This is a genomic window from Amycolatopsis rubida (genome assembly GCF_900115345.1).
Classification (GTDB): domain Bacteria; phylum Actinomycetota; class Actinomycetes; order Mycobacteriales; family Pseudonocardiaceae; genus Amycolatopsis; species Amycolatopsis rubida.
In genome coordinates this window covers 221,531-233,615 of record NZ_FOWC01000009.1, presented here as the reverse complement: position 1 = coordinate 233,615, position 12,085 = coordinate 221,531, and the positions used below count along the sequence as shown (strand labels likewise).

Annotated in this window: 11 protein-coding genes; 8 read left to right on the top strand and 3 right to left on the bottom strand. The window is 65.5% G+C overall.

Annotated features, from left to right (window positions below; all coding sequences use genetic code 11):
• Positions 1 to 56: 56 nt before the first annotated feature.
• The 8 genes from BM362_RS30590 (at position 57) to BM362_RS47005 (ending at position 7,288) form a co-directional block, all read left to right on the top strand.
• Positions 57 to 584, top strand: coding sequence for a hypothetical protein (locus BM362_RS30590; protein WP_013673412.1), 528 nt, complete (start codon positions 57 to 59; stop codon positions 582 to 584).
• A 158-nt stretch (positions 585 to 742) separates the two neighbouring features.
• Positions 743 to 1,951 carry a hypothetical protein gene (locus BM362_RS30585; protein ID WP_093575453.1) on the top strand — a complete coding sequence of 403 codons (1,209 nt, stop codon included), beginning with the start codon at positions 743 to 745 and terminating at the stop codon, positions 1,949 to 1,951.
• 41 nt (positions 1,952 to 1,992) lie between these two features.
• Positions 1,993 to 2,793, top strand: a complete 801-nt coding sequence (locus tag BM362_RS30580; protein ID WP_093575452.1) for a hypothetical protein — start codon at positions 1,993 to 1,995, stop codon at positions 2,791 to 2,793.
• A 70-nt stretch (positions 2,794 to 2,863) separates the two neighbouring features.
• Positions 2,864 to 3,742 carry a DNA-processing protein DprA gene (gene dprA / locus BM362_RS30575; RefSeq protein ID WP_093575451.1) on the top strand — a complete coding sequence of 293 codons (879 nt, stop codon included), beginning with the start codon at positions 2,864 to 2,866 and terminating at the stop codon, positions 3,740 to 3,742.
• A complete protein-coding gene (locus BM362_RS30570) occupies positions 3,739 to 4,527 on the top strand; it encodes a M48 family metallopeptidase (protein ID WP_093575450.1) in 789 nt (262 codons plus the stop codon). The genes dprA and BM362_RS30570 overlap by 4 nt, the downstream gene beginning before the upstream one ends.
• A gap of 165 nt (positions 4,528 to 4,692) precedes the next feature.
• The gene (locus BM362_RS30565; protein WP_013673406.1) at positions 4,693 to 4,971 is read left to right on the top strand and encodes a hypothetical protein; all 279 of its coding nucleotides are present in this window, start codon (positions 4,693 to 4,695) and stop codon (positions 4,969 to 4,971) included.
• 33 nt (positions 4,972 to 5,004) lie between these two features.
• Positions 5,005 to 5,988 carry a PIN domain-containing protein gene (locus tag BM362_RS30560; RefSeq protein ID WP_013673405.1) on the top strand — a complete coding sequence of 328 codons (984 nt, stop codon included), beginning with the start codon at positions 5,005 to 5,007 and terminating at the stop codon, positions 5,986 to 5,988.
• A 208-nt stretch (positions 5,989 to 6,196) separates the two neighbouring features.
• Positions 6,197 to 7,288 (top strand): hypothetical protein, encoded by a 1,092-nt coding sequence (locus BM362_RS47005; protein WP_143132514.1) that lies wholly within the window; start codon positions 6,197 to 6,199, stop codon positions 7,286 to 7,288.
• 84 nt (positions 7,289 to 7,372) lie between these two features.
• On the opposite strand, the gene BM362_RS30555 is transcribed toward BM362_RS47005, so the two are convergent.
• From BM362_RS30555 to BM362_RS30545, 3 genes are all read right to left on the bottom strand, one after another.
• Positions 7,373 to 8,284, bottom strand: a complete 912-nt coding sequence (locus BM362_RS30555) for a C40 family peptidase (RefSeq protein WP_049803621.1) — start codon at positions 8,282 to 8,284, stop codon at positions 7,373 to 7,375.
• 49 nt (positions 8,285 to 8,333) lie between these two features.
• Complete coding sequence (locus tag BM362_RS30550; protein WP_013673402.1) at positions 8,334 to 9,377, bottom strand: replication-relaxation family protein; 1,044 nt, start codon at positions 9,375 to 9,377, stop codon at positions 8,334 to 8,336.
• 128 nt (positions 9,378 to 9,505) lie between these two features.
• Positions 9,506 to 12,049 (bottom strand): helicase HerA domain-containing protein, encoded by a 2,544-nt coding sequence (locus BM362_RS30545; protein WP_013673401.1) that lies wholly within the window; start codon positions 12,047 to 12,049, stop codon positions 9,506 to 9,508.
• Between the last annotated feature and the right edge of the window lie 36 nt (positions 12,050 to 12,085).

Genomic DNA, 12,085 nt, shown 5'->3' with positions numbered 1-12,085 from the left:
CGGGCCTTCGCGTGCGTGCGCGATGCCATAACCCCATGGAGACAGGAGAAAGGATCATGAACGACGTCACCGTGCCCCCGATCCCGTTGTCGCTACAGCACCTCCCGACCGTGGGCGGTCTCGTCGTGCCCTGGGTCACGCCCCGCACGACCGACGGTCGATACCTGTTCGGCTCGGTCGACCGCGAACGAATGGGCCGCGCCTTGCTCAACCGGTGGTGCGGAGTATGTGGCCTGCCACTGGAGCACCGCGCCGTGCTGATGATGCGACTGTCCGACCTACCACGGCAGTGCACGAGCGAGCCAGCGCTACACCCGTGGTGCGCCGCGTACACCAGCGAGTCCTGCCCGATGATCGGCGGACGACTGGAGCACTATCGCTCGTCCCTGCCGCGGCTGGACACGAACATGCTGTCAGCGCCCGACGCGGCGGCCCGCCAAGGCGCTGCTGCCGAACCGTGGTTCGCCGTGTGGCTCGCCGGCTATCGGGTCATCACCGACCACGGCAACCTCGCCGCCTCCTACGCCGGCACGCGGCCCCTGCGTATCCGGCCCATCACCTGGCGCCTGCCGAACATCTTCTAACCCCGCAGACGACCCACACAGATCGCCTGTCCGGCAACGACATCCACACGGAGGACAACATGCAAAGGAGGACACGAACAACTGCCGAACCCCTCGACCTAATGCCCTACGTTTGGTCGTACGGGATGGGCGCGGAATCAACAGCAGGAATCCTCCGCATGCTCACCGATCCGTCCGCTCGACCTGAGACGATCGCGCCCGACTTCTCGAACCTGGTCGTCGTCATCGCCCAGACCGGAGACGAGTGGAGCACCACCGGAAGACTGGTCCAGCACTACGTTCTTCCCTTGCTCCGCAAGCACGACATCCGCCTGGTTGAAGTCGCCCGCAACGGCCCGACCAGAAAGGACGGCGTCGCCGTACTCCAGGACACCCGACAACCGTACCGGCTGCACCTCGACGGGGTGTACAAGCTGTCCCGCGAGAACCGCGTCACCGGCACCATGCCGCAGCTCGGCGGAGTTCGGAAGTGTAGCCAAAAAGCGAAAGGCGCACCGCAGGATGCGTGGCGGGCCAACGAGTTCGGTGACAGGACCTACATTCACGCCATCGGGTTCAACGTCCACGAGGGAACCAGGATCACGCGCGATTCCGCGTATTCCATGGGCGGACAACGCATCCCAACGTACCCGCTCCACGAATGGGGATGGAGCCGACAGGACTGCCTCGACTACCTGTATCGCAAACTCGGCGTGGCGTGGCCGAAAAGCTGCTGCCGACACTGTCCCTACGCTGGCAACAAATCCGGCTGGCCCGAGCAACTCGCACGGTTTGCCGCGCTCCCAACCGAAGCAGCACAGCACATCATCGACGAGTACGTCTGTCTGGCGCTCAACCCTCGATCGGGCCTGTTCGGGCCCGGTAAGTCACTGATCACGCGACTGCACCGTGACCAGGTGACCGAGCCCATCACCCTCGCCGTCGCCCGCATGAAGACGATGCCGTGGGCCATCTACCGCGTACGCCGGCTCTACTACGCGCCGGCCAACGCGGCCCGGTCCGTGGACAGCGTCCTGCTCGGTGGACACCGCACCGTCCACACCGCGCTGACAGAACTCAGCCGGCTCGTCGACGTCCCGCTGACGAAGAACGAGGAGATCGCCGGAGCACCGGCCCGCGATGGCGATCGAGATACCCACCGCCGGCTGTGGCTTCGCAGACGCTCCGACGGGACTTATCCGACCCAGGAGGAGTTCTACGCGGTCGCTCCCGCCCAGGCGCTGGACAAGGAGCTCGACAGCTTCGCCGACGCCTGGGCCGACCACACCGACGAGGCACTGGCCCGGCTGGAACGCCGCGTCGACACGGCCATCGCCGTCGTACAGCAAACCCTCGTCGAGGGCCAAGGCCGTAGCAACGCGGCCTGAACCGCTCACCGAAATTTCCGATCTCTTGAAGGGATACCGTTATGTCTCGGTTCGACCTGCACCCAGCGCACATCGACGGACTCGTCAACGCCGGCCTGCAATTCGGCCTGATCGGCGTCTTCGACGACCTCGCCCCGGTCGGCCAGATGCTGCTTCAGCAGCACCGACCCCGCCGCTACGTCGAGCAGGAAGACGGAGAGCCGCCGGACTACGTCGCGACGGTGACCGACCGCGCGCTACATCCGATCGCGGTGCTGTGCCTGCTGGAGTGCTACGAGTACCAGGCCAGCGGCACGATCGGCTGGCATACAAGCGAGGCGCAAGCCTGGACGAACCGCCTACGCGAGACGGTGCTAACCCGGCTGCCCGCCGAGGCCAAAGCCACTGTGTGCCATGGCGCCGACTACGTCCCCGCCTACCGGCTTCTCGCGGCGTACACCGAGACACCCTGGGGCATCACGGAACTCGACCAGATCCCCGAACTCGGAGACGGCGTCATCGAGGTCCCGGTCGTCCGGAAGGGACTCCGCGCGGAGATCCTGACTGGCCCGATCCACTGCCCGAACAACGGTCTGTCCTCCCGCGTCCGCTACGTGACCATCCTCGGCGTCGGGAAGGAGCGGACGCTGCCCGCGTTCGCCCGGATTTTCGAACCCTCGAACGACGCGCCGGGCGTCTACCTGCTTTTCCAGTACGGCCGATACGTCGCGCGCCCGGCCGATGCCCCGCCCGGCACGTGGTTCATGGCCTCCGGTGCTCACATCCACACCAGCGATTCCCGCTGGCGCGAGCTGATCGGTCACCGCCTGCCCATCCCGCTGCACGACCGCACAGAGCCCTGATCCGGCCCAGCGCCGGTCAAGGCGCGGAACCTCACCGACCCACCAAACCCAACCATCCAGGAGTGCCACCATGCCTTCACGCGATGAAATGCACGCCAGGCTGTTCCTGCTGCGCGCAGCCGAACCCCCAGCCCCCGCCATCCACCAGTATGTCGCGGTCCACGGGCCAGTCGACGCCGTCGCGCAGATCCGGCACCGCACCGCCCCTACCGCCGTGCTCAGCGAGATCACGCGGCCCGATGCCCAGATCGACGACGACCTGCGGGCACTCGACAACGGCATGGCGCGGCTGCTCACGCCCGAAGACGGCGACTGGCCGCTCGGGCGGCTGACCGGCCTGGCCAGCCTCGGTGCTCCGCTCGCGCTGTGGGTGCGCGGCAGCGGCTCATTGGCCGAGCTCACCAGCCTCGCCGTCACGGTCACGGGCGCCCGTGCCTCCTCGGCGTACGGAAACACGATCGCCGCGGACTTTGGCTACGAGCTCGCCCGCGCCGGGGCGACCGTCGTCAGCGGCGGCAGCTTGGGTGTGGACGAGGAGGCGCACCGCGGCGCACTGGCTGCTGAGGGCCGGACGATCGCCGTGCTCGCCAACGGCGTCGACCTGACCCATCCGCACCAGCACGCTCGGCTCCATCAGACCTTGATCGAGCAGGGCGGCTTGCTGGTCAGCGAGTACCCGATCGGCACACCACCGGCCCGCATCCGGTTCCACGCGCGGTGCCGGCTGTTGGCCGCTCTCGCTGCGGCGACCGTCATCGTCGAGGCAGGGCAGCGCAGCGGCGCCCTCGCCGTCGCCCGAGCCGCTGGAGAACTCGGCCGCCGGGTCTACGGCGTACCCGGCCCGATCCACTCAGCGACATCGCAGGGCGTGAACGAGCTGCTGCGCACCGGCGCAGCCACGGTGGCCAGCTCGGTCGAGCACATCAATTACCAGGAGGGAGTGCGATGACCGACCCCGACGCCGTCCGAGCCGCTCTGGCCGCCCTCGACCTGCCGCCCGAGTGGCAGGTCGAGGTGGCCATCCGTCCACGGCGCCGTACAACCGGCATCCAGGTCAATCCGGGAGGAGGTATCGCCGTGCTCATCCCGCCGACAGCCGTCCCGGACCAGGTTGCGCGGTTTGTCGACAGCCATCGTCGATGGATCACCGAGAAGGTCGACACCGCCACCCGGTTGGCCCCGGACCACGCGGTCAAGGAATTCGCCGACGGCGAGGAGTTCGACCTCCTCGGCCGGCGCTACCGACTCCAGCTCGTCGACGCCCCGCCCGCGGGCAACGCACAGCTGCCCCTGATCACGCCCGACGGCGTCCTCGCCGCGCGGAGACAGCGGCCAGAGCTGGTCCGCCGAGCGGTAATCGAGCTGTACCAGCAGGTCGGGCTCGCCTGGCTGCGCCGCGAGGGACGCCAGTACGAACTGGGCGGCCGCATCACCGGCCTAAGCTACGTCGTGCGCGACCTCGGCCGGTGCCGCTGGGGCATCTACGAGGGGCCGCCGAAGCACAGGACCACGCTGCACTGGGCTGTGTTCGGCCTGCCGATGCGGCTCGTCGAGTACGTGCTCGTCCACGAGCAGGCGCACGCCACCCAGCCCGGCGGACGCGCCCACGGCCGCGGATGGCAACGGCGGATGTATCTCTGGATGCCGGACTGGCGGCAGCGCCAGGCCGAACTCGCTGAGGCGGGCCGGCACGCCTGGCTCGGAGACCACAAGCCAGACGCGTTGTCGGCCTAACCCGAGCAGGCAAACGGCAGGCGACCTCGTCGGAGACGACCGAAGGTCGCCTGCCAGCACCAAATGTCCTAGATGCAGGAATGATAGACATGTGTGATAGACACTGTGGGACGACGAAAGCTCACCGTAAGCAAGACGGTGACACTCTGCGAGAGAGGCTCCCCGATGAGCGACCCCGAGGAAGTCCTTCAGCTTCGCGCTTGTCGAGCCGAGGTCGAGGGGATCAAGAAGGAGCTGGACGACGCTCGCGCCCAGCAGGCCGAGCTCGAAGCGAGGATCAACGGCCTCCTTGCCAAGCAACGAGAAGCGCGGAAGAAGCGGCGCGAGGCTGTGCTGGCCGCGGACGCCGCAGGAGTGCCCCGTTTGAGGATCTCCAAGGAAGTCGGGATGCAGCGCAGCAACGTCTACAAACTCCTTGAGGGTGACAGCACCGAAGAAGCATAACAACCTTCCGTAGCCTGACGGGCGAGATTCAATATGCTTAGCCTTCTCATTGACACGTCTGTATGGCTGGATCTAGCCAAACGGCGAGATGGTCAGCAGACGATTGTGCCGATTCGGGTCCTAGCGCATTCGAGCCGACTGGAACTACTGGTTCCATCGATAATACTCGAAGAATTCGAGCGCAACCGGCCGCGCGCCGAAGCGGCGGCCACTACGAGTGTCCGTGAGCGCTTCCGACTGCTCAAGAAAGATGTCCAGGAGTACGGCGGAGACGCCACCTTGCAGTGGCTCGACGAGATGACGCATCAAGTTCCCTATGTTAGTGCTCGCTCACTCCAGAATTTTTCGGAGATTGCAGACCTACTTCGCAATGGTCACCGTCTGGAGCCGGGTCCGGAAGAGCATCGGGCAGTCGTCGAGCGGTCGCTCAAAAAGAAGGCACCCTTCCATCTTAACAAGAACAGCGTTGCAGATGCATTACTCATTGAGCTATATGGCTCCACGGTAAGTCGAAATGACGACTCAACGCACTACTTTAGCTTCGTCACTTCGAACTATCAAGACTTCTCTCTTCCAAATGGTGACCGTCGGCAGCCTCACCCCGACCTTGCCTCTCTATTCGACGGTGAGCACTCCTGCTATTTTTATGACGTTGATGGACTCAATGCTGCGCTCCTTGAACATTTTGGGGACGAGTTCACCCAGGAAGCCGAAGAGGTCGAAGCGGTCCAGTCCGAGCCGCGCTCGTTCGGTGAAATCGTCGATGCGCAGCGCGAATACTTCGACAAGATCTGGTACGCGCGGAGGGTAATGCACGATCTGGAGGTCGCTGAAGGAAATCAGGAACTGCATCCTGATTTAATTGATCGGGTGCAGAAATTGATGCGAGCCACCGAGGAGCGCTACGGCAAAGACAACCTTCTTCCTGCAGACGAATGGGAATGGGGTTATATGCAAGGGAAGCTGTCGGCGCTGCGATGGGTTCTCGGCGACGAATGGGACTTCCTTGATACATGATCTCGACGTCTCGTATTCTGCACAAGAAGACCAGAATTGCGGCATGGCTCTAGGGTCAGCTCATGATCGTTACTCTGTCGATCCGTCCGTACGAGACCGAGCGACCATTGCGACTTGACCCGGCAGTGTCACGACCAGTTCGCTGAACTCGAACCAACACAGAGGCTTAATGACCAGGCGCGAGCGCATGGACCAGAATTGGACCCACTTGGCCGCACTGCTGTGGCAGGAACACAAGTTCAAACTCGTACTACTGGAAGCGTCCGGCAATGAGTTTGAAACTATGTTCACCCGCCTGATGCGTTTGTCGAATCCGAACCACTTCAACGTTTCGCGTGCGGGTGGCAACGTAGGTGATCGGGCATGCGACGGCTGGGATTCCAAGAATAAGATCCTCTACTCCGTATATGCGCCACCCTCTAGAAAAAAGAGAGACGAAATAACCCGTAAATTGTTGGGCGATCTTCGAGGTGCCAGACAAAACTATCCCGAGATGCGAAAATGGCGACTAGTGCACAATGATCTCTTTGGCATGCACGCGAACGTGGCGCGTGCGCTGGAAGATCTCAGGGGAATGACCGAGTTTTCCAGTATTGAAATCCTCTCAGACTGGGGTCCGCAAGAGCTTTGGTCGCTTCTCTCCTCTCTCGACCACTCCGTGCGATCAGAGTTTCTTGGCGGTCCTCAGTGGGATCGTCTCCAGCGTGAAGACGGCAACGATAATTGGGGGGATTTGAAGCTTCGATTCGGTGGCAATCTTCCGGAATCTAGCCTTAGACCAGCTCTGCGTTCCTTAAAGCAGCTCTGCAACAACTTTGAACCCGGATCTGCAATCGACCCAATATGTGCGTCAGCCTTCGCCGGGTCTATTGTTGTCTGGTGGCTGGACGACAAAGATTTGGCGCATGAGTACTTAAACTTTCTTGCGGAGCGTTCGGACGAGTCCCCTATGGAGTCCCAGATCACTTCCTTGGGCGTTTTGCTGCAATGTATCACAATCTCCTCGCGTCAACTCAACATGAGCGTCAATGCACTATTGAGCAGCCAGCTTGCTAGTGGCGAGCCAGCGCCGGCAGAACGCTTTGCTCTTGAGCTTGCATATGACGAGATCGTCGGCAAAAACAAGGGAATCCGAGTAGATAACCCCTTGATTCGCTTCAAATTCATTCTATCTTGCTTCAAGGCCGTCAACTACCTGATCGGCGTGCTGTCACGTACTGACTATCCGGCAGTATTCGCCCTCCAGGACCTGGTTATTTCGTTGCAACGCATAGATCATCATCACGGCGGACTTATGTAACCGATAGAACGGTTTCCGTCGCATCCAATAGAACTGTCAAGTAGTTATTACATTCCTTCGGATCATGGCATTCGTGCACGGAAGCTACAGGCGAGGGTCAACGACGGGACGGGTCGCCGCGAGATAGTCGTCACCGTTCCACCGATACTCGCTGACCTGGATCGGCTGTCCGAAGTCTGGCGCGTGCACCATCTTGCCCGCGCCGATGTACAGGCCGACGTGGTGGACATTGCCCGGCGTGCCGTAGAAGACCAGGTCTCCGGGAAGCAGCGGCTGCCCGGCGGGCACCAGCGGGCCGGCGTTGTACTGGGTCTGGGCCGTTCTCGGCAGCGAGATGCCGGCTGCGTTGTAGGCCGCCATGGTCAAGCCGGAGCAGTCGAAGCCCTTGTCGCCCTGGGCTGGTCCATTGCCGCCCCACTGGTAGGGCAGTCCGAGTTGGCCGCAGGCGAAGTTGATTGCCGTGATGGCCGCGGGTGTCGGTGCCTGGATGTTCTTGCAGTCGCCGGTTCCGACCATTGCGTCGCCGTACTTCTTCGCCTGTGCAAGAACTTCGTCGACGTACCAGTCGGCGTGATTGTAGGCGAAGATCGCCTTACGAAGGTCCTTCGGTGCTCCCGAGTCGCAGAGGTAGTACGCCGCGGCGTAGATCGCGTCGTGCGGGTTGTACCGGGACGGCGGTGTGGCACCCCCTGCTGGCAACGGATGCCGGGCCACGACGCCGTCGAATGTGGACTGCAGAAACTGCATGGGCCCACCGGCGCCAGCATAGTTTTCCCCGCTGGTGACGCCCGGCAACGTTGAGCGTCCATGGTTGGTTTCGATCTTGCCGATGGCGGCGAGGATCGACCAGTCCAGGCCGGCGCACACGCTCGTGGCTTGCCGGTAGAGGGCGAGGTAGTCAGCAGGGATGTCGGCGAGTGCTTCCTGGCTGGGCTGGGTGCTGCTGCTGCCGAAGAGGGCATTGACGACGGCTTGGCCGATGCCGCCGATGAGCATCAGGATGGCGATGACGACCGCGACGGCGGCAGTGGCGATCTTCACGGGGTCACCTCCGGAAGCGGCTGGCTGGTGCGCCTGGAGGGAGCGGGTCCGGCGCGGTGAGTTCCGCCGGTGCCTGCGGGCCTGGGACCGCGGCCGAGGGCGGCGCTGGGCTGGGCGGGTCGATCTGCGGCCAGAGCTGCGCCAGCTCGACGAGGCGGAGCCGGCCGGGGCGGCGAATTGCCGGGCCGGAAATCGGCAACCACCGTGCGACGGCGGGGTTGTTCTCGCCGGCCATGCCCGCGACGTCCGCGGCGCTGGTAGCCACCGGCACGAGTGCCGGGCGGTCGAGCTGGGACAGCGCGTCGGTGAGCGCCCGGCGCGCGGTCGTTTCGCGGCGGTTGGTGGGCAGCCACACCAAGACCGGGGTGGTGATTCCCGTTGCGGTGGCGAGTTTTTCGTAGCCGTAGAGCTTGCGGCCGAGCGTGGCGAGATCTTCGGTGCCGAAGTCGAATTCGAGGAAGAACTCGATCTGCTGTCCGTCCTCGCGCCATCGGCCGTAGGCGTCGGGTCGGACCATGTCGCCGAACAACCGGCCGCAGCGCAGCTCGGACCACCACGCGGTCAGCCGCCCGCGGGCGCCGGGTCGCCGGCTGAGCGCGATCAGGGTGGTGAAGAAGCCGTTGACCCCGACGGTGTGGGCCAGGCGCAGGGAGTGCGCGATCCCGATGGCGTCTTCGTGCCGGTAGCCGATCTTCTTCGGGTCGAGACCGTCCTCGTAGGCCAGGGCGACCGCTCCGGCGATGTCGAGCACGTAGTGCATTGGCGCGGTGCCGGAGCTGACGAATGGCTGGAACCGGTCGATCACACGCCACTTGAACAGGTCGAGCAGCCGGTGATTGGCCGCGCGCATGCTCGGGTAGCACAGTTCGACGATCTGCTGAGTGGTGAAAACCTTGTGCTCGTGCAGCATTCGGGCCAGCCACCGGTCCCGGAGCGTGAGCCGGCCAGCGAGCTGGGCGTGGTGCTCTCCGGTGGTGGCGGCTCGTGGGGTGGGGCGCTGCGGCATGTGGCCGCGCAACGCTCGCTGAGGGGTGGGGTTCGAAATCATGGGTACGCACCTCCCGGAGACGGGCAGCAGTGGCAAATGGCAAGGGCAACGCATGCGGTCCCACCCAGACGTGTCGTCCCTACGATTGATGAGTCCGCATGCGTTGCGCGAAAAGACAATTGGTCTCGCTAGGCCGCGCGGCGCGGGTCCACAGTGGTCTGCGTTGTGTGACCCGCGACCGCGTTGGAGTCGGTGGCGGGCGGACGGGTGTTGACTCTGGCGGCCTTGCGGATTGCCTTAGCACGGCCGGGAATCGCGGGCGGGAGTTTCTCGGTGACCGCGGTGAACGGCGGTGCTTCCTCACCGCCCAGGACGAGCCGGGCTGCGACGTGGTAGACGCCGAGGTTGGACAGGTCGTGATCACTCAGCCGCGGCATGGTGTGCCGGGCCAGCTTCTTCGCGTCCTCGGGTGAGGCGTTGAAGAAGATCTTGCTGCGGGCGTTGGTGCTGATGCCCTCTTCGAGCTCCTTCGGTAGCTGCCCGAGGTACTGGTGCGCCAACGCCATGGAGAGCCGGTAGCCACGGGCCTCGGCGAGCATGTCCTCCAACGGATAGGCCAAGTTCAAGAAGTTGTGGCATTCGTCGATGTACAGCCCGCAGTCGCGGCGTTGACGCTGCGGTACGCGAGCTCGGCGAGTCGCGGCCTGCCAGGTGCGCGCCACGACGATGGAGCCGACCAGCCGTGCGGTTTCCATCCCCAGTGCGTCGCGAGCGATGCGCACCAGGCAGATGCCGCCGGTGTTGAGCACTTCGTCCATGTCCACGGTGGACTGACCATCGGCGATGGCGGCGCGGACAAAGGGACGCAGGAGAAAACCGCGGACCTTGTTCATCAGCGGCGCGATCACTTGTGCGCGGCTGGCTTCGGACAGGTCGTCGTACCAGGACCAGAAGCCCTTGAGGACCTCGTCGTCGATCTGGTCGCAGGCTCGTTGCCGGAACGCCGGCACGGTGAGCAGCTTGGGCAGGTCGACCAGGGTCGGCGTGCCGGGCATCGCGGTCAGCGTGAGCAGCCCGGCGCGGAGGATGTCGTCGGTGCGCGGCCCCCAGGAAGAGGCGTAGATCCGGGAGAAGATCGACACCAGGTTGTCGACCGCGCGGGCCTTGTCCGCACCCTCCAAGGGGTTCAGTACCGGTGGGCGGGCTCGGGAGTCGGCGTCGAACAGCACGACCTTCTCGCCGAGTTCCTCGGGCAGGCGCATGAGGATGTCGCTGACCAGGTCGCCCTTGGGGTCGACCACGACGACACCGCGGCCGGCCTCGGCGTCGGCCAGGATCATCCGGGCCATCAGCTCGGACTTGCCGGAGCCGGTGGCGCCGAGGATGTGCAGGTGGTGTCGGGCGTCGGCGACGTGCAGGCCGACCGGGCGGGAGTGCCCGGAGTCCGACAGCCCCAGGGGCTTGATCTGCTCGCCGATGGTGGCGATGCCCGGCGGGGGCGGCACGGCCTTCGCGCCGGCCCGCTGCAGGCCGGGAGTGGACTCGTCGATCGGCAGGTGCGCGATCGCGGCTAACTCGGGGATGGAGAGCAGGTCGCCCTTGCCGAGTCGGCGTTCGGCCAGCACGGCGACCGGCTCGCGGCGCAGCCGAACCCGGCGGTAGTAGTTGTGCTCGGAGTAGGCGGCGAACGCCGAGGCGATCGCGTGCCCGCGGCCCCGCAGCACCTCCCGCACCGCCTGAACCTCGCCCGAGGTGGCGTCTTCGGGCACCGTGGTGGCCACGGCGTAGCGGATGCGGGTCTCGAACTGGTTCGCCCGCAGCTTCTCGACGACCGCGCGGTCCTGGGCGGCGTACTCCAGGCTGGTTTGCCGATCCAGCTGCGGTGTCCGCGTGCTGGTCGAGGGTTTCGGGGTCTTGCCCGGCGTGATGGCGTCGAGCAGCCGCCCGATCAGGTGGACCGAGCCGCCCGCGTGCACTCGCCGGGCCGCGCGGCGCGCCTTGGTCACCCGGTGGCCGGCGACGGGGCGGGCGAGGATCTGCACGCAGGCCCGCTCGTGCGGGCCGAGCCCGACCGGTGCGCCGAGCATCGCCCGGATGGGGTCGGCCGGGTGCTCGGTGCGGATCGGCAGGGCTTCCGAGCGGGCCAACCGCAGCTCGCCGCCGACGGCTTCGACGCGTCGGCCTGCTGCCGCCGTGGTCGGGATCGGGGGCTTGGCGGGGGTGGTGCGGGTGTGAGCGCCGGGCCAGGCGGCCTCGATGGCGCGTTCGACCATGCCGGGCGGCACCAGGCCGGGTACCCACAGGCGGATCTGCACGCCGTCGTCGGTGAAGGTCAGCTCGAAGGCCAGGTGCGGTTGTCCGCCGAAGCGGCGCAGCCATCCTGGTCGCAGGAGGCCGACGAGGTTGGACCACACGGTGATCGCGCCCGTGGGGTCGACTGTGGGCGGCGCGAGCACGGTGACGAGGCGGGCGTCGGTCATCAGGCGCTGGTGGTAGCGGCGGCGCCACCGCCGCCGCGCGATGACCGCTGCGGCGACGGCGACCGCGAGCACCGGCCCGACGACCGGGCCCCAGGTCAGGGCGAGGTCGCGCAGGTGCGCCAGCACGTTCTGGAATGCGCCGAGCGGGTCACGCAGGTAGTCGCCGACCGGTGAGGCGAGGACCTCCGCGGCCTGCTCGACCCGTGGAGGGACCAGGGTGGACAGGGGTGTGGTGGTGATTGGCCAGGACATCGGGGACCTCCCCACGCAAAGCGGTCGACGGGACGG

Excerpts from the sequence above, each read along its gene's own strand:
- BM362_RS30550 (WP_013673402.1), bottom strand. The coding sequence starts at position 9,377 with ATGATTTCGAACCCCACCCCTCAGCGAGCGTTGCGCGGCCACATGCCG.
- dprA (WP_093575451.1), top strand. The coding sequence starts at position 2,864 with ATGCCTTCACGCGATGAAATGCACGCCAGGCTGTTCCTGCTGCGCGCA.
- BM362_RS30545 (WP_013673401.1), bottom strand. The coding sequence starts at position 12,049 with ATGTCCTGGCCAATCACCACCACACCCCTGTCCACCCTGGTCCCTCCA.
- BM362_RS30570 (WP_093575450.1), top strand. The coding sequence starts at position 3,739 with ATGACCGACCCCGACGCCGTCCGAGCCGCTCTGGCCGCCCTCGACCTG.
- BM362_RS30565 (WP_013673406.1), top strand. The coding sequence starts at position 4,693 with ATGAGCGACCCCGAGGAAGTCCTTCAGCTTCGCGCTTGTCGAGCCGAG.
- BM362_RS30560 (WP_013673405.1), top strand. The coding sequence starts at position 5,005 with ATGCTTAGCCTTCTCATTGACACGTCTGTATGGCTGGATCTAGCCAAA.
- BM362_RS30590 (WP_013673412.1), top strand. The coding sequence starts at position 57 with ATGAACGACGTCACCGTGCCCCCGATCCCGTTGTCGCTACAGCACCTC.
- BM362_RS30580 (WP_093575452.1), top strand. The coding sequence starts at position 1,993 with ATGTCTCGGTTCGACCTGCACCCAGCGCACATCGACGGACTCGTCAAC.
- BM362_RS30555 (WP_049803621.1), bottom strand. The coding sequence starts at position 8,284 with ATGCTCATCGGCGGCATCGGCCAAGCCGTCGTCAATGCCCTCTTCGGC.
- BM362_RS30585 (WP_093575453.1), top strand. The coding sequence starts at position 743 with ATGCTCACCGATCCGTCCGCTCGACCTGAGACGATCGCGCCCGACTTC.